Genomic DNA, 16766 nt, shown 5'->3' on the forward strand with positions numbered 1-16766 from the left:
GGAAATTCGACGATGGATTGCATGGCCGGCAAGCTGCCTGGTGCGTGCAAGATGTAAGAATCAGAAACACTTTGTGACTAAGCTACTACAAAAGCTGCGCTTTTCGACTTGCGAGGCAAGTAGAGATGACGGATATTGCTCACATGTTGAGGACGCTCTCATGATCCGAATGATAGAAGACCCTGCCGAACTGGCTGGCGAAGACATCACTGGCAAATATATTCTCCGGAAGCTGAATTATCATTGGTTCGCTTACGGCAAGGCGGCCATCGTGACCGCCTGTAAAGGCACGATCCTCCATCTCGATCGGGAGGAAACGGTTTATTCCGAGCGCTGGGGTCGTCGTGCCTATACCGGGAGCGGTAAGCGTTATCCCGGCGGTATCTGCCCCATTTCGGCGGTCGCCTGTGTTTGCGATACCCCCGATGACGTCAATGCCGTCATTCAGCTGGATGTCGAAGCACAGGACGAATTTTATCAGCTGATCGCCAAGACGGAAGCCAAAGTTCGGGCGCTTGCCGCTTCGTCGGGAGAGAACCAGTTTCTGGAAGCGGCCGAATAGGTACTGCCGCAACGACTGTCAGGCTTTTGCGGCCGCTGCCGACATCAGAAGGCGCTCGCCCCGGTGGAACGGAAAACCCTCATGACGCAGGACCACAGCCAGCCGCGTCGCTCGTTTGCGGCGGCGCCATCGCTCGCTCGCGATAACCGTCGCAGTGATGATTCTCGCACTGTTCTGGCCCGCCGGCACGTTCGCCTGGCCACGCGGCTGGATCTTTCTCGGCCTTTTCCTGGCGCTGACTGCAATCGCGCTCGTCTGGATCTGGCGGACGAATCCGGAATTGTTTGCGGCGCGTAGCCGATATCAGAAGGGAACCAAGCGCTGGGACGCCGTGGTCGCGACGCTGCCGATCATTCTCTTTGCTGCCATTCTTCCGGTCGGCGCGTTCGACGACGGCCGTTTCCACTGGTCGCCGCAACCCTGGTGGGTCGTTGTCCTCGGCTATCTCCTGATGAGCGCGGGCTATCTCGGCCTCACCTGGGCGCAATCGGTCAACCGGCATTTCGAGCCGACGGTGCGCATCCAAACCGATCGCGACCACAAGGTGATCGACAGCGGGCCCTACGCCGTGATCCGCCACCCCGGCTATGCAACCGCCATTTTGCTCGCCGCCGGAGCGGCGCTGTCACTCGCGTCGCTCTATGCGTTGATTCCCGTGGGGCTGCTCGTCGTGGTGCTCTTTGGCCGGACGCTCGGAGAGGGGGCGGAGTTGCGCAAGGGACTTGAAGGATATGCGGAGTATATGGATCGGGTGCGCTGGCGCTGGATCCCGGGTGTTTGGTGAGGGCTGCAATATCCGATTATTTGTCCTTCACATGCGCTCCGTGCACTCGCTCCTGTCGTCGCTCACCCCCCTCATCTGCCTGCCGGCATCTTCTCCCCGTTGGGGAGAAGGGACTCGTGGCAGCGCCTGGAGCCATTCCGCTAGGAAATGATGGTCGGCGGCTCGCTCCCTCTTCGCTGCGGCGGGAGAAGATGCCCGTCAGGGCAGATGAGGGGGTGAGGAGCGGAAGCGGCGCACGTCTTGATCGTAAGCGAAAGGCAAATGAGGCATATTTTCCTGGAAGAGGCGTCCTCTCAATCACCCAATCACCCTGAGATCCCGCGCAAACCGCTGCCAATTCGCCACATAATTTTCCGCCGAGCGGCGAATACCCTCGACAGCCGCTTCGTCAAGCACCCGCACCACACGGGCGGGTGCGCCGACGATTAACGAGTTGTCAGGGAATTCCTTGCCCTCTGTCACCAGCGCATTGGCGCCGACGAGGCAGTTGTTGCCGATCTTTGCGCCGTTGAGAATGGTCGCTCCCATGCCGATCAGCACGTTGTCGCCGAGCGTGCAGCCATGGAGAATGGCGTGGTGGCCGATGGTACAGCCTTTTCCCGTTGTCAGCGGAAAGCCCATGTCGGTATGGGCCATGACGCCTTCCTGGATGTTGGTGCCGGCGCCGATGGTGATCCTCTCATTGTCGCCGCGCAGCACCGAGCCGAACCAGATGCCGACATTTTCGCCGAGTTCGATATCGCCGATCACATGCGCATCCGGCGCGATCCAGTGGAGGCCGGCGGGCGGCAGTTTGGGGGTCAATCCGCCAAGCGCATAGACGGGCATCGGTCTCTCCTTAGATAATGTCGACCGAGAGCGTCGCAACACCGTCGATGCCGCAGGTGATGCGGTCGCCCCTCGCAACCGCGCCGACGCCGGCCGGCGTGCCGGTCATGATCACGTCGCCGGGCGCCAGCACGAAGAGCTTCGAGAGTTCGGCGATGATTTCCGGCACCTTCCAGATCATCTGGTTGAGGTTGCCGTCCTGGACACGTCGGCCGTTCTGCTCCAGCCAGATCCGGCCTTCAGTGGGATGGCCGAGGCGGCTTGCCGGGACGATTGCGGAGACCGGGGCGGATTGCTCGAAGGCCTTGGCAAGCTCCCAGGGACGGCCGAGCTTCTTGGCCTCGCCCTGCAGGTCGCGGCGGGTGAAATCAATGCCGACGGCATAGCCATAGATGCAGCCGAGCGCATCGGCGGCCTGAATGTTCGCCCCGCCCAATTTCAGCGCCAGCACACATTCGACCTCGTAATGCACGTCGTTCGAAAGCGGCGGGTAAGGGAAAGCATTGCCAGCCGGCAGCAGGTTGTCGGGGTTCTTTTGGAAGAAGAAGGGCGGCTCGCGAGAGGGATCGTGACCCATCTCGATCGCATGGTCGGCATAATTGCGCCCGACGCAATAGACGCGGCGCACCGGAAAGCGCTCGTCGCTGCCTTCAACCGGCAGCAGAACCGGTGCGGGACGCGGGATGACGGTGGCAGGATGGGGCATGGCGGGCCTTTCCAGTGCTTATCGAGTCTTTAGCTCATCTTAGACGGAAAACCGCACGGCGGGGAAGCGTTCCCGGCAGATTGACGCTGCAGCCGCAGGGCGATATCGTTTCTGCCATGAGCCGGATTTTCGCAGTCTCCACGACGTCTCCGACCACCGTTTGGCGGTGGGTGGCAGACGCGTGAACTGATCCGTTCATTGCAGAAGACACCAACCCGCCGGAAACGAGCGGGTTTTTTGTTGCCGCTCGTCTTCCGCATTCGAGGACGAGATCGTGGACGAACTTCAGAAACAGAATCTTGCCGAGCGGGCGCTTGCCGCTGCCGGCTGTTGTCTCGCCAGCCGCTATGCAGGGGCTGCCTTTGCATATGTCACCGGCTCCATCATGCGCGGTGAGGGGACCACGTTTTCGGACATCGATCTCGTCGTGGTGTTTCCGTCGCTCCAGACAGCCTGGCGGGAATCGTTCACCGAAGACGGTTTTCCGGTCGAGGCCTTTGTCCACGATCCGCAGACGCTGGCGCATTATCTCCATGCAGATGCGGAGAGCCGCTGTCCGATCATGGTCAATATGGTTGCGACGGGCAGCATCGTAGGGCCGAATATCGAGCGCGCCCGCGCTATCCAGGCAAAGGCGGCGAAAGTGCTGGCGGCAGGGCCGAAACCTCTCGACGGCCCAAGCTACGATATGCTGCGCTATCAGGTCACGGATCTCGCCGACGATCTGCGCGGCGCCCGCCCGCCCGAAGAGATCGCCGCTATCTCAGCACTTCTCTACCAGAAGCTAGCCGACCTCATCCTGCTCGGGCGCGGCGCATGGACCGGCCGCGGCAAGTGGGCGCCGCGCCTCATCAGGAAGCTCGAGCCCCGATTGGCGGCCGAATTCGATACGGCGTTCAGGCTTGCGGTGCAGGGTAACAGCACCCGGTTCCTGGCCTTGGCCGACAGGGAGCTCGACTTACACGGCGGGCGCTGTTTCAATGGCTTCAAGCAGGAGGCTCCGGTGGCGGCGCGGCGGTCGGAAGAGTATCTGTAACATTGGCGAGTGTTCGAGATTGGATGGAAGATGTTTGCGACCGAATTCAAGAATGCCTCTCAGCCGCGAGTGAGGCGTACCGCCAGATTGCTGTTCAGAATTCCCATGCATCGGGATCTCGATTTCCTCACTCGACTTTTTTCGCGGCCGGAAGTGGTCGCGCATCGACCCGTGCCCCGGCCCGATACGCCGGAGGAAAGTGCAGCACGGCTTGCGCGTGACATCGGCCATTGGAAAGATCATGGGTTCGGGCGTTGGGCGGTCGAGTCAGACAATGCCCTAATAGGATTTGGCGGCGTAACCGTTTCCAAGGAATTCGAAGGCGTCAATCTTTCCTATCATCTGCAACCTGATAGCTGGGGGCGCGGATATGCCACGGAATTGGTCAGGGAAACGCTGACCTTTGCCTTCGACGATCTGCAGGCGGAGAAGGTGATCGGATTGGTTCGAACCGCCAATGCCGCTTCGAGACGCATTCTTGAGAAATGCGGCTTCTGTTTCGAGCGCGAGGTGATCCTGCACGGCGCGCCCACCAACATGTACATGTTCGCGAGGTCATCCAGACGCCCACGGTAACAGTGCGCAGGCCCAGGACGATCTCTGCTTGGCACCAGAAGCGGCCACTATGAAAGCCATTTCGCTCGTGCTCAGCTCTTGGTCGCCTCGACTCTGGTCGTTGGCTTCAGCAGGAAAAGGCGAGGATCGATCCGATCACCTGCCAGCGTCCCATCGGCTCAGCCAGAATGAACCGTGCAAGAATCATGGTGATGATCGGGATCAGGGCGATGATGATGCCGGCGGTGGTGGCATCGGCATATTCGAGGCCGACAAAGATCAGCCCCTGGCAGATGGCGAGCCCCATTCCGCCGATGACGAGCAGTTCGAGGCCGCGGGCCCGCACGAGTGCCACCATGTCGCCGAAATGCCGGTGCAAGATCGGCATCAGGATCGCCCAGGCGATCAGCACCCGCCAGAAGCAAAGCGGCCAGGGCGGCATCTCCGAAGAAACCCATTTCGCGGCGATATAGACGCCGGCCAACAGCAGCCAGCAGAAAACCCCCACGGAATAGGCGCCTGCAGGCGAACCGCTCGCCGCCTATTCCGTCTCGACCGTGTCGCGATGGACCGCCAAGACATGTATCACCATGGCCCATTTATGCCACAATTCCCCGGGGGCTGCACAGATGAAGGCGGCGGCACTTCTCCTGTTGCGCGAGGACGACGTTCAGCGTCGGCGGGCCGGCTACGATGAAAACGCAGCATTTCCCGATCACTGGGCGCTTGGGACCGATCGCCGACGAGCCTCGGCCGCTTCGCGCCGTAAGCCGCCGTTCCGCCTCATGCGGGTGATTAGATCACGAATTCCTCTTGGTACGCCTGTGGCTCAGGGACGACCGTAACCTCCACCGGAATGATCCAATTGGCCACGTAGCTCTCGCAGTCGGAACGCTGGAGATCGGGCTGCACGCACCCCGCCGCATCGACCGCGCGACATCGTAGTGTATATCGCCCCACGTCTTCAGGGGTCCACATGTACTCCCACAAGCGCCATGCAAAGGGGCGTTCTGTTTCGAGGAGCCTTGCCTCGCGCCAGCCCCTGCCATCTCCGGTGCAGACCTGAACCTGCCGGACAGCAGCCTCTCCGCTCCAGGCGGCTCCGAAAATCCGGTACGGTTGGCCGACGATGGGATGCGCCCCCTGTACGGGGCGCGCGATCTGCGCTTTGACCTCCATCTCCGCAAGGGGGACCAGCGTAGGTTCCCCGAGGCTGCGCTCCCAACGGAAATAGTCGCGCGCTTGCCAATAGCCAAGGAAGGGTTGCTCCACGACCGTGATATGCGTGATCCACTTGACCCAAGCCATACCGTACCAGCCACCCACGACCGCGCGTAGCGGGTGGCCGTGATCGCGCGTCAACGGCTCCTCGTTCATCGAATAGGCAAGGATCGTGCTGTCAGCGATGGCCTTCTCAAGCGGTAAACTGCGCGCAAAAGCGATGGGGCCGGGAGAAGCCGTTTTCTTGTTCGTGTCGACGACGCCGCTGTCGGCGCCAATGAGCAGAACCTCACGTGCGGTTCGCTTAATACCGGCCAGTTCCAGAATCTCGCGCAGAAGAACACCTGTCCACGCGGCATTGCCGACGGCGCCGTTCTGCCACTGCAGCCCCTCCCTCGGCGGCACATAGTAGACGCGCCCGTTCCCCGCGCATTCGACGACTGCGGTGAATGTCGTGCTCCGCATCGCCTTGATGCTGTCGAGGTCAAGTTCGATCGGCCGCTCCACCGCCCCGTCAATACGCAATCTCCAGTCTCGCGCATCGAGCTCCGGTGACGGAAAATGGTTTCGCACGAAGAACAGCTCGGTTGGGATTAGCCCATCGGAGAGCGACGCAAACGGAAACTCGGTGTTTGGTGGGGACTTCTGTCGAACTATCAGACTGGGTTGCTGTGGTGTCGGCATCGTCCTCGTCTCCCCTTCCAAGAGCACAACGTCGGCTCTCCATTGCGCGAATTCCCTCGGTCACATCGCTCCTCGCAGTGCGTCTGTCGCATTCCGCCTAAGGGCAGCATTCTAGCACATACCGCGCCTTGCTCGGACCGACCTCGACCGGCAGCAAAGAGCCGCTAGTGGTCAACGCGTCACGGCAATTTTGTACCAGCCGCGGACACCGCGCCCCCGCAAAGGACCAAACTAACCAAGAGCCCCTTGCTCCGCGCAAATCCTATCGATCAGTGCATCGAGTTCACCTCTCGGCGGGCGGCTTTTGGCCAGCCGCTGCTTGAGGTGCATGATCGGTTCGGCGAGGATTTCATCGAGGCTCTCGGCACAGGTGAAGTCGCCCGCCACACGCTTGACCTTCGAATTGTCGAAAATTGCCGTCCATGCCTTGTCGCCGAGGAGGGAGCCGATCCATTCCGGATTGTACTTGATCAACGTGTCCGTTGGCACATGGACGATCTTCGCCTCCACGCCGAGCAATCTTGCGATCGTCTTTTGAATATCGTCCCAGATGTGGGCTCTGTCCGAGGTGATGTGGAAAATCTCATTCAGCGCGGCCTTTTTACCGAAAAGCCCGACGAAGGGCACGGCGAAGTCGACTGAGCGGGTGAGCGTCCAGGGCGTGTGGCCGTCCCCGGCCACGATGATGGGGTCGCCGTCGAGCATGCGCCTCGCCATGATATCGCTGTCGCCCATCATGATCGGCAGGCCGGTGCGGACGGTGTGGCTGGGGCGGACGATCGTCCATGCAAGATCGCCGGATTTCCTGAGCAGTTCCTCGCAGGCGATCTTGGCCTTGCTGTAGGGCCAGTAAGGATTGATCGCCGGGGTCTCCTCGGAGATCACGTAATGACGCGGCGGCTTTTCGTAGACCGAGGCCGATGAGATGAAGATGTATTGGCCGCAATTGCCCGAAAAGACCCCGATGTCACGCGACACTTGATCCGGCGTGAAGGCGATGAACTGGCAGACGACGTCGTAATTCGCCCTGGCGAGATCGACATAGGCGGCCGATCCAAGTTCGCCGACGATCGAGGTTACCCCCTCAGGCAAGGCGGCGCTTCTCAGGCCGCGATTGAAGACGCTGACATGATGGCCTTCGGCAACGGAGCGTTCGACGCATGGATGGGAGATCTGGCCGGTGCCGCCAATGAAGAGGACTTTCAAAGCCATGGAGTGACCTCAGGGTCTGTGGGCGGGATATGCGGTCACTCTTCATAGCGCGAAAGAGCTTGATCGTCTTCCGCAAATCGCAGGCCACACTGGCGGTCGGCCTTTCAACGGCGGCAAGCGGCTTCGAACTTGCCGCCGCAGGACCGACAGCGTCTATGCTTGCGCCTTGCGATAGGATGCGACGACGAGCCAGATTGCCGAAAGCAGGAAGTAGAATGCTCCGAATGCCGCATAGGGGACGATATCCAGGATCGTCGGCGCCGTGGTGCCGAGGGACTGGCTGATCATGAAGCCGCCGGCAAGGGCCGATTGGGCGCCGCTAAGGATCATCACCCATTGGGCGCCGTAGAGGCGCCAGCGCCTGACGCCGGTATAGAGTTGCAACAGGCCGGAGAAGATCGCCCAAACGCCGAACGCGGCAAGAACCGCATAGGTGCTGCTGCTGACGGCGATGATGACGGTGAGCGTCATGATCGTGCTGACCACGACATTCAGCGCCTGGGACGGGTTGGCCTTCAGGCCGCCGTTGGCCCGGGCGTCGACCAGATTGGCCAGCGCATCCCACAGAGGGTAGATCACCAGCAGAAAGGCGGCGGGGCCAGACTGACGCCCCAACAGAATGGCGGTGGCAATCCAGGTGACGGAGAATGCGGCACGTGTGAAATAATAGGATGGCAGCCAGTTGGACTGGCTTGAGGAAAAGCTTTGCATCGGAGGGTTCCTTGTTTTTTGGCTACCTACTAGTAGGAAGTCTATTGGATCGAGTCAACGCCATGGCCGGACACCTTCTTGTGAGGGGATGAGGACAGCAATAGGCTTGACAATATGCCTACCAAAAGATAGGCGACGCTATGAAATCAATGGCTTCGACTTCCGATAAAATCCTCGACATCGCACAGTCTCTCATTGTTGCGGGAGGCTATAACGGCTTCAGCTATGCCGATATCTCGGCTGCCATCGGCATCAGGAAAGCGAGCATCCACCATCATTTTCCCACGAAGGCCGATCTCGTCTCGGCGCTGGTGGATCGCTACATCAAGCAGGCGCAGGCGGGTCTGCAGTCTCTGCGCGAGCAGGCCGCAAGCCCGGCCGATCAGCTGCAGTTCTATATCGACTATTGGCACACATGCATTCGGGATGCCTCGCAGCCGTTCTGCGTCTGCGCAATGCTGGCGAGTGAAATGCAAATGCTGCCGGACGAGGTCGCATCCCGCGTCCGCGCGCATTTCCAGAATCTCGCGGGCTGGCTAACCTCGGTGCTGGAGGCTGGGGTCGAGCAAGGCCTGTTTCAGCTGGACAAGCGGCCGGAGGAGCAGGCGCAAATGCTGATGGCATCGGTCCATGGGGCGATGCTGTCGGCGAGGGCTTTCGGCAATGCCGGGGTGTTCATCGCAGTCGTTGCCCCTGAGTTTGCGAGGCTGCGGTCAGCGGGTCGCTAGGATTAACCCCTAGTCCGAAGCCGCCTGCTGGTGAAATCTAGTCCCTCAGGTCATTCCTTGCCATCGGCGGCCAGCCCATCCCGCACGATCGCGTAATAGCCGGCAAGCTCGGGAATATCGGCGGCCAGCTTGTCGAAGACCGGGTCCGACGGGGCGAGCGTGGCGGCATATTTGGCGTCGATGAATGCCTGGTGGGCGGCCAGCGCTTTGGCGTCGGCCTTGTGCACGACGGTGAAGACGGGTGAGGGGGCGGTGCGGCCCTTGACGATGATGCGGTCGAGTTCGACGACGATATAGGTGTCAGCGACCAGCCTTGCGGTTTCCTCGCCGAGCAGCAGCGCCACGCCGTAATTCTTCGAGGCGCCTTCGAGGCGGGAGGCGAGGTTGACGCTGTCGCCAAGGCAGGAATAATCGAAGCGGCGGGTCGAGCCCATGTTGCCGACGATGCACTCGCCGGTGTTGATGCCGACGCCCATCTTCAAGACATGCGGCTTGCGGCCGAGTGCGGCCGCCTCCCGCTCCAGCTGACCGTTCAGACGCGAAATCGCCGCCTGCATGGCGAGCGAGGCGCGCACGGCGTGAAGCGCATGGTCGGGGTCGTCGAGCGGCGCATTCCAGAAGGCCATGATGCAGTCGCCCATATATTTGTCGATCGTGCCGCCGTGATCCATTACCACGTCTGAAAGCGGCGTCAGCAACCGGTTGATCAGGCCGGTCAGCTGCTCCGGATCATCTTTCAGCGTCTCGGCGATCGTGGTGAAGCCGCGCACGTCTGAGAACAGAACCGAAAGCGTGCGTCGCTCGCCGCCGAGCTTCAGCTGCGACGGGTCACTCGACAGGCGCTTGACGAGATCGGGCGAGATGTATTGGGCGAAGGCGCGGGTGATCTGACGCTTGTTGCGGCGCTCCTCGGCGAAATCGAAGGCGGCCTGGCCGAAGACAACCGAGATATAGGCGACCGTCGGGCCGAGCGGTGAAACGAATACATGGGTGAGCCGGATGCCGGCGGCACTGACGGCCGCGAAGGCGAGGAGGGCCGCCACGCTGTTCACGACCGTCAGCCAGCCCGTTGAGCGCCAGACGGTGGCGGCGGCAAGCAGCACCGATATCAGGATGCAGGCGGCTACCGTCGGCAGCCGGGCCTCGGCGATCGACAGGCCGTCGCGGATATTGTCGTAGATCGTCGCCTGGATTTCGACGCCGGAGACTAGCTTGCCGGTATGAACTGTATAGGGTGTGGCGAAGGCGTCGACGCCACCCTTGTCGATCGCGGGCGCATTCTGCAGGCTGAGGCCGACGAGCACGACGCGGTCCTTGAAGTAGCCCGGCGGCAGCAGGTTCTTCGGGTCAAGCGCCTGGTAATAGGAGACCGTGGGATAGCTGCGGGCCGGGCCGAAGGATTGGATAAGCCGGCCGGCAGGCAGCGCTTCGGGCGCCACGCCCGAGGCCTTTGCCAGCATCGCCGCGAAGCCATCCTCATAGCCCGGGATGCGTCGGAAGATGCCGTCACCGCTCAGATCGATCGAGGCGATGCCGGTGACGGCGCCCGCTTCGGTCAATTGCGGCAGGGGTGTCGCCCGGATCAGTTGCGATGCCTGCGGCGTCTCGATCAGCGTCTCGTCGCCGGCCAGCACGACATCGGGGCCGACGGCCCTGGTGATCGCCGCGTCATTATCCGATGATGAGGGTTCGGCCATGATGATATCAAGGCCGATGACGCGGGCGCCGGCGGCGCGCAACTGGCTGATGAGCTCGGCATGCAGGCTGCGCGGCCAGGGCCATTGCGCGTTTATATCGGCAAGCGAGGGTTCGTCGATGGCGACGATGACCGGCCCGCCGGGTGGCGGACGGGGATCGTCGACGGTCGACAGATAGTCGAAGCTTCTGAGCTCCAGCAGCGACCAGGCGGGGAGGCGCGACAGGAGCGAGATGGCGATCAGCGTGGTCAGCGACAGTATCAGGAGCCTGAGATGACGGCTCCTGATCTGCCTAGCCTGCCGGGGCTTGTCCGGCATCCGCATCAGAAGCGGACTTTGAGCGTGCCCTTGAAGGCGCGGCCCCAGCCGGGCACGCCGGGCGTGATCTCGAAGTCCTCATCGAGCAGGTTATAGGCGGCTGCCTCCAGCTCGACCCGCTTGTCGAACGGCTCCCAGACCAGGTGAGCGTCGAGGGTCCAGTAATCGTCGAGCTTGGTGCCGAACCGATCGCCGTCGCGCTCGCCGATATAGTTGGCGGCAACTGTGGCCTTGACCTTGGCTTCGTTCACCCAGGTCAGCGCAATCTGTCCGGAGTTCTGCGGTATGAAGGGAAGGGGGCCACCGTAGATCGGCTCGAGCGGGTCCCTGTTCTCCGAATCCATATAGGCATAGGTGGCGGAAAGACCGAAACCGTTGCCGAGCGCGACGTTGGCAGTGACGGAAGCGCGATCGATGCTGCCGCGCGAAATCGGCAAGCTGGTATCCGAGGGAAGCGAGATCAGCGGAAAATCGATCGAGAAATCGTGGAGTTCCTGATGCTGGTACTCCACCGAAGTGAAGAAGCGGTCAGTCCATTCGGCATCCCATTGTAGGGCAAGCGTATCTGTATAGCCTTGCGGATTGGTGGAGAACTGGTTGGCCTGCAGCCCGAGTATGCCGATTGGGGCAAGGGTCGGCACTGTGGTGTCAACACTTTGCCGCATGAAGGCGGCACGCAGCCAGTGGTTTTGAACCGGCGCCCAGGCGAGGCCGAAGCGCGGCTCCAGCCGGCTGATGTCGATGCCATCGCCTTCCAGGCGCGTGGCAAACAAGGCGTATTCGCCCTTGAGATCGGGCGTGATCTCATGCACCACATCGACATAGGCGCGACCGATACTGACGGTGTTGTTGGCTGTGCTGGGACCGCTGATGACTTCCGGGATGACCGGGAAGAGAGGAATGATTTCATAAGACCGGGATGAGACGGTCTTGCTGGTGTCTATCCACCCACCCTCGATCCCGTATCGCCAGGTTAGCGGCCCGCTGCCGATGGAATGGCTGAGCGCCCCGATGTAAGTTTTGGATGAGATGTCCTCGACCCCATCAAGGACGGGAATGATGTCTGGATCGGGTAGGGGGAAAAGAGGCGCATCGTCGGCTTGAAGAGAGCTTGCTGTCCGCGATCTGGTTTCCGAATAGAGGAATGCACCGTTCAATATATTTTCATAGGCGAAGGTGTGGCTCCAGCCGATGCCGGCATTGGTTAGCTCGTTCTCCACATCGCGGCGGAAATATTCCGACGTTACTATCGTTCTGATCGGAATGCCCGCCAAATTGAACAGGTCCGTCAGGACCGTGCCCTGCGTTTGCGCGTCCAGCGTTCCATCATTCTTGCCATGGTTGACGAAGGCTACCACGCGATCATCAGGCGTGACCGTTGCCGTCAGATAACCGTTGGCGCCCAGCAGCTTGTTGTCCGTCTGGACATCGCCGAAATTCCGGTAGTCGCGGTCGAGCGCCAGCTCTTCCCAGGTCAAGTTGCCGTAGAAGCTGATCGGGATGGTCTCATTGGAATACCCCTGGATATCGGCTTCACCGATACGTCTTGTATGCCCGTCGACGCTGTTGATGCCGCCGCCGAGCGAGCCTTCGATGAAGGGGACATCGAAGAGCGACGCGGAGCGCGAACGGCCGGAGAGCATGTGCGGAGAAATCAGCAAGCCCTGGATGAAGGATGAGTAGCTCGACGCATTGCCGCGGTTCTGGATGATATTGTCGTCGCTGAAGTTGGCGGCGTTTACGAAAGGAAAGATGCTGCCCTTGATCGACTGGTCGATATAGCCGCTGCCTTCGAAAGGATCGAAAACGGCATCGCCATAATAGCGGCCCCAGGCATCCAGGCCCTGCAGTCGGAAGGCGTTGTTCAGCGTCGAGCCGGCGCTTGCATTGGCGCCAAGACCGCTGTAATCGCCGCCGCGGGCACGCGAGCGACGCAGAAATTCCTGGGCATTGCGGATCGCACCATCAGCGTCATAGTCGTCGATGTCGACGGCCGTGCGGAAGGCTGGAATCGCCGGATCGTTGTTGTCCAGTCGGTCGGCATTGTCGAGCGCCTGCTCGGAGGGGATGCGGTCGCCCTTTTCATAATGGGCGGCGGCGAGCATCAGCTGCGATTGCGAGTGGGTGGGGTTGGCGGTGCTGGCGGCGAGCAGGTCTTCCAGCGCCTTGTCGCGCTCTCCTATCTGCAGGTAGTAGCGGCCGCGGGCGAGAATGGCGATGTCGAAGCCCGGCTCGGCGGCGAGCGCCGTGTCGATCTCGCGCTTGGCTTCCTTCATGCGGCCCTGATCGAGATAAAGGATCGCGAGATTGGCATGCGCCACTGGATCTTGTGGATCGAGCGCGATCGCCTTGAGGAAGGCCTCTTCCGCTTCGCCATTGGCGTCACGCGAACTCTGCAGCAGGCCGAGCGAGTTCAACGTGCCCGACGAGCCGGGGGCAAGCTCGATTGCGCGGTTCAGGTCCGCAAGAGCGCCGTCTATATCGCTTTCATAGGCTGCCTTGTATTCGGCGCGGGCGGAGAGCGCCATCGGATGGTCAGGGTCGAGCGCCAGCGAGCGTTCGATCGCTTCCTTCATCTGCTTACGGTCGTCAACGAGCTGCGCCAGCTCGGCGCGGACCGCCGGCAGGGTCGGGTCATCGGGATAGCGCCGTTCCGCTTTCTTTATAATCTCGAGCGCTGCGCGCGGGTTTTCCAGGAAGCCTGCCGTATAGGCCTGCATGATTGCGCCATAAGGGCCGGCGCTATTGGCCGGCGGCGGTTCGGCATGGGCGGGGTCGGCTAGCGAGCGGGCGAAATAGCCACCATATTGCGCCATGTTGCGACGTGTCGGGTCGAGATGCGGCAGGGCCTTCTGGAAGAGCTTTGCGGCATCGCTATAGCGCTTTTCGGAGCCGGCAATGGTGGCATCGAGAAGGTCGACGCGCGCCTGCTGGGCCACTGTCAGCTTGCGGCCGCGGATATTCTGCAGTGTTGCTGTGGCTGCCTGGCGTCCGTCGTAGGCGCTCTGCGCTTCGGCCAGTTCCAACCAGTCCTCGGTGGTGCGGCGCTCGGGAGGCAGCGCCAGCAGGCGGCGACGCTCGGTCGCCATGCGATCGGCTCGCAGCGGCGACGTCGGCAGCAAGTCGAAGCCACCGCGAAGGTCCAAATAAAAGAGCATCTGTTCACGGTCGTCAGGATTGACGCTGAGGATCTTGTGCGGCGCCTGGCCAATGGACGCCACGGCGCCTTCGCCCGCACTGACATCGACGCTGCCCTGCGGGTTGCTGAGCGCCACGCGGCCTTCGAGCACGATCATCGAGGTCTTGGCGTCTTCGACGGTCATCGTCCAGTCGGTGCCGCGGATAGCTGCTGCGGCAGCCGGTGTTTCCACAGTCAGGCCCTGGCCGCCGCGCTCGGCGCGTGCCCAGATGGTGCCGGATTGGAGATTGAGCACCGTATCGCCGCTGGCGGCCATCTTCTTGACCTGCAGCGACGAATTGCGACCGAGGCGGACCTGCGTGTGATCGGAAAAGACAATGGCGAGCTGGCCGTTGGCATTGGTGCGCAGCACGTCGCCGGTCAGGAGATCCTGGTTGATGTCAACGACGCGCCAGTCCGACACGTCGATGAATCGCACTTCCTCACCGGTCTTGCGGGCAATGACTGAACCGGCGACCGGCGTGGCGCGTGGCACGGGATCGGCCATTGCCTGCAGTCCGAAACCAGGCACGGCAAATGCAAGCGCCACCCCGATGCGACAGATGTTACTGGAATAACCCCGCATGTCCTCGACCCCATACCCCGCTTCCCCTTTGTCCGCGTAGAGTGGAAAAGTCAAGCATGTTGCACACGTGTTCTTGCTTTCGCCAACAAGTGTAATATCAGGGAAACACTTTGAGGTATGGAGTATTCAGGTGAGCGAATTTGAAAGTGTCACTGAGGTAATGCTGAGCAATCCCTCGAGCGGGGACGTCAGTACCGAGTATTTCGATCACATCAAGAAAATCAATGACATATTTTATGATCAGATCAAGATATCCGATCAGAAGGCGGCTTATATCTTTACTTTCATGCTCGCCTTTCTGGTAAGCTCCAGCGAGGTGAGGGCCGTCTTCAGCCTGGGGCGCTACACCGGCGGTACGCCGGGCAGCATACTGTTCTCCGGCCTGCTTGCCGCAGCTTCGGTCTTCTCAATGCTGTCGGCGATTCTCGTCGTGCTGCCGCGGCGTCTCGGCACCTCCACGTCGCTGTTCTGGGGCGCCTGGCCCAAGCATCGCGACATGTTCTTCGAGGCGGCTGTCCGCCGTGACGAGCGCTACCTCTTCGACCAGTATTTCGAAAACGCCAACATCCTCTCCGCCATCGCCTGCAACAAGTATCGCTGCGTCACCTTTGCCTTTCGCGGGCTGATGGTGAGCGTGATCGCCTATGTGCTGCTCTTGGCGGCGGGGTGAGAGTGAGGCGGCGACCTCAGGGAGGCAGGGCGCGCCGAGGCACGCCCTGACCATTCAATCCTCGACTTCGAGGACGAGCTCGATCTCGATCGGCACACCTAAGGGCAGGCTTGCGACGCCGAGGACGACGCGGCCGGAGAGTCTTTCATCGCCGAAGACCTGGAGCAGCATTTCGGATGCTCCATCAGCGACCTTCGGGTGGTCGCGGAAATCGCCTTCGGTCGCGATATAGACGCCGAGCTTGACGACGCTGACGACCCTGTCCAGCGAGCCGAGGTACTCTCTGGCGGCGGCGAGGGCGCTGAGCGTCGCCGTTTCGGCGGCCTTCCTGCCGTCCTCTAATGTCAACGCGCCGCCGATGCGGCCGATATACCGCGGCTTGCGGTCGACGACCGGCAGCATGCCGCTGAAGAAGACGAGATTGCCTGTCCGGATCGCCTCGACATAGGCCCCGAAGGGCGTCGGCGGCGGGGGAAGCGTGATGCCGAGGTCCCGCAGCCGCTGTTCCGCGCCGGCTGCCTGCGCTTTTTGATGGTTTACCATTTGCCCAGATGTGCGCCGCCGTCGACGTGCAGCACCTCCCCGGTGATGCGTGGGGCTTCCGTCAGGAAGAGGACCGCTTCGACGATCTCGTCGACATTGGAAATGCCTGCTATCGGAGAGAGCGTGCTCAGGAAATCCTTCGGATTGTCCTTGTGCAGTGGCGTGTCCACGACACCGGGAGCGACGATATTGAAGCGAATTTTCTCGTTCGCATATTCCATCGCCAAGTTTTTGGAGATGGCGTTGATGCCGCCTTTCGTCATCATCGACACCGAAGCGGAGAAGCCGGCGATCGGATGATCGGTCAATGGCGTCGTGATGCTGACGACGCTGCCGCCTGACTTCTGCGCGCGCATCTGTCTGACGGCCAGCTGGGTCAGATGGATGAAACCTTCGAGATTGGTCGAAGACAACGTCCGGAAATCCGTCATCGTGAAATCGACAAACGGCTTGGCCAAGAAGATGCCGGCATTGTTGACGAGCGCGTCGATAGAGCCGAAGCGATCGATCGCGGTCTTTGCAACCCGCGCTGCGGTTTCGGCATCGCCAATGTCGCCATCGACGAGAGCCAGCCGGTCGGAGGCCTCGAAGGCGTCCGAGGCGCTGACCTGGCGCGAGGTGGCGACGACATTGTAGCCGCGCGCGATAAAGGCGTTGACGAGGCCTGCGCCGATACCCTGGGAGGCGCCCGTAACGATGACAGTCTTATCCGTAGTCATGTTGAACTCCGTGATCTGGTTCGGGCAA

Annotated in this window: 14 protein-coding genes and 2 pseudogenes; 6 read left to right on the forward strand and 10 right to left on the reverse strand. The window is 61.4% G+C overall.

The features are described 5' to 3' along the window. The first annotated feature begins 160 nt into the window (after positions 1-160). Both PH551_RS02030 and PH551_RS02035 read left to right on the forward strand, forming a co-directional pair. Positions 161-562: a hypothetical protein gene (locus PH551_RS02030; RefSeq protein WP_183702442.1), complete on the forward strand. Its 402-nt coding sequence runs from the start codon at positions 161-163 to the stop codon at positions 560-562. Positions 563-643: 81 nt separating this feature from the next. Continuing rightward, positions 644-1346, forward strand: a pseudogene (locus tag PH551_RS02035) (isoprenylcysteine carboxylmethyltransferase family protein). Positions 1347-1643: 297 nt separating this feature from the next. Here the strand turns inward: PH551_RS02035 and PH551_RS02040 are convergent. Together PH551_RS02040 and PH551_RS02045 are read right to left on the reverse strand one after the other, a co-directional pair. Next, a complete protein-coding gene (locus PH551_RS02040) occupies positions 1644-2174 on the reverse strand; it encodes a gamma carbonic anhydrase family protein (protein ID WP_097598064.1) in 531 nt (176 codons plus the stop codon). Between the two features lie 10 nt (positions 2175-2184). Beyond that, positions 2185-2880: a fumarylacetoacetate hydrolase family protein gene (locus PH551_RS02045; RefSeq protein WP_085778646.1), complete on the reverse strand. Its 696-nt coding sequence runs from the start codon at positions 2878-2880 to the stop codon at positions 2185-2187. A gap of 274 nt (positions 2881-3154) precedes the next feature. Here PH551_RS02045 and PH551_RS02050 point away from each other — a divergent pair, with 274 nt between their 5' ends. Both PH551_RS02050 and PH551_RS02055 read left to right on the forward strand, forming a co-directional pair. Next, entirely contained in the window at positions 3155-3916 is a 762-nt protein-coding gene (locus PH551_RS02050; protein ID WP_285191649.1) for a nucleotidyltransferase domain-containing protein, read from the forward strand. A gap of 30 nt (positions 3917-3946) precedes the next feature. Beyond that, positions 3947-4492: a GNAT family N-acetyltransferase gene (locus PH551_RS02055; protein WP_285191650.1), complete on the forward strand. Its 546-nt coding sequence runs from the start codon at positions 3947-3949 to the stop codon at positions 4490-4492. A gap of 115 nt (positions 4493-4607) precedes the next feature. Here the strand turns inward: PH551_RS02055 and PH551_RS02060 are convergent. From PH551_RS02060 to PH551_RS02075, 4 genes and pseudogenes are all read right to left on the reverse strand, one after another. Next, positions 4608-5063, reverse strand: a pseudogene (locus tag PH551_RS02060) (EamA family transporter); the annotation flags it as partial. 203 nt (positions 5064-5266) lie between these two features. Then, entirely contained in the window at positions 5267-6376 is a 1110-nt protein-coding gene (locus PH551_RS02065; RefSeq protein ID WP_285191651.1) for a sulfite oxidase, read from the reverse strand. Between the two features lie 231 nt (positions 6377-6607). After that, the gene (locus PH551_RS02070) at positions 6608-7588 is read right to left on the reverse strand and encodes an SDR family oxidoreductase (protein ID WP_085778645.1); all 981 of its coding nucleotides are present in this window, start codon (positions 7586-7588) and stop codon (positions 6608-6610) included. Between the two features lie 153 nt (positions 7589-7741). Beyond that, positions 7742-8299, reverse strand: a complete 558-nt coding sequence (locus tag PH551_RS02075) for a DUF308 domain-containing protein (RefSeq protein WP_085778644.1) — start codon at positions 8297-8299, stop codon at positions 7742-7744. 140 nt (positions 8300-8439) lie between these two features. Between PH551_RS02075 and PH551_RS02080 the strand changes: the two genes are divergently transcribed. After that, positions 8440-9027, forward strand: a complete 588-nt coding sequence (locus PH551_RS02080; protein ID WP_285191652.1) for a TetR/AcrR family transcriptional regulator — start codon at positions 8440-8442, stop codon at positions 9025-9027. A gap of 50 nt (positions 9028-9077) precedes the next feature. Here PH551_RS02080 and PH551_RS02085 read toward each other — a convergent pair whose 3' ends face one another. Both PH551_RS02085 and PH551_RS02090 read right to left on the reverse strand, forming a co-directional pair. Beyond that, positions 9078-11048, reverse strand: a complete 1971-nt coding sequence (locus PH551_RS02085; protein WP_285191653.1) for an adenylate/guanylate cyclase domain-containing protein — start codon at positions 11046-11048, stop codon at positions 9078-9080. Beyond that, on the reverse strand, positions 11048-14806 hold the full coding sequence (locus tag PH551_RS02090) for a FecR domain-containing protein (RefSeq protein WP_285191654.1): 3759 nt from the start codon (positions 14804-14806) through the stop codon (positions 11048-11050). Before PH551_RS02090 ends, PH551_RS02085 begins: the two co-directional genes overlap by 1 nt. Before the next feature lie 130 nt (positions 14807-14936). Between PH551_RS02090 and PH551_RS02095 the strand changes: the two genes are divergently transcribed. Then, positions 14937-15476 carry a Pycsar system effector family protein gene (locus PH551_RS02095; protein WP_097598071.1) on the forward strand — a complete coding sequence of 180 codons (540 nt, stop codon included), beginning with the start codon at positions 14937-14939 and terminating at the stop codon, positions 15474-15476. A 54-nt stretch (positions 15477-15530) separates the two neighbouring features. Here PH551_RS02095 and PH551_RS02100 read toward each other — a convergent pair whose 3' ends face one another. Beyond that, positions 15531-16019 (reverse strand): RidA family protein, encoded by a 489-nt coding sequence (locus tag PH551_RS02100; protein ID WP_285191655.1) that lies wholly within the window; start codon positions 16017-16019, stop codon positions 15531-15533. Further along, positions 16013-16738 (reverse strand): SDR family NAD(P)-dependent oxidoreductase, encoded by a 726-nt coding sequence (locus PH551_RS02105; RefSeq protein ID WP_285191656.1) that lies wholly within the window; start codon positions 16736-16738, stop codon positions 16013-16015. The genes PH551_RS02100 and PH551_RS02105 overlap by 7 nt, the downstream gene beginning before the upstream one ends. Between the last annotated feature and the right edge of the window lie 28 nt (positions 16739-16766).

The organism is Rhizobium atlanticum (assembly GCF_030182485.1).
Taxonomy (GTDB): domain Bacteria; phylum Pseudomonadota; class Alphaproteobacteria; order Rhizobiales; family Rhizobiaceae; genus Rhizobium.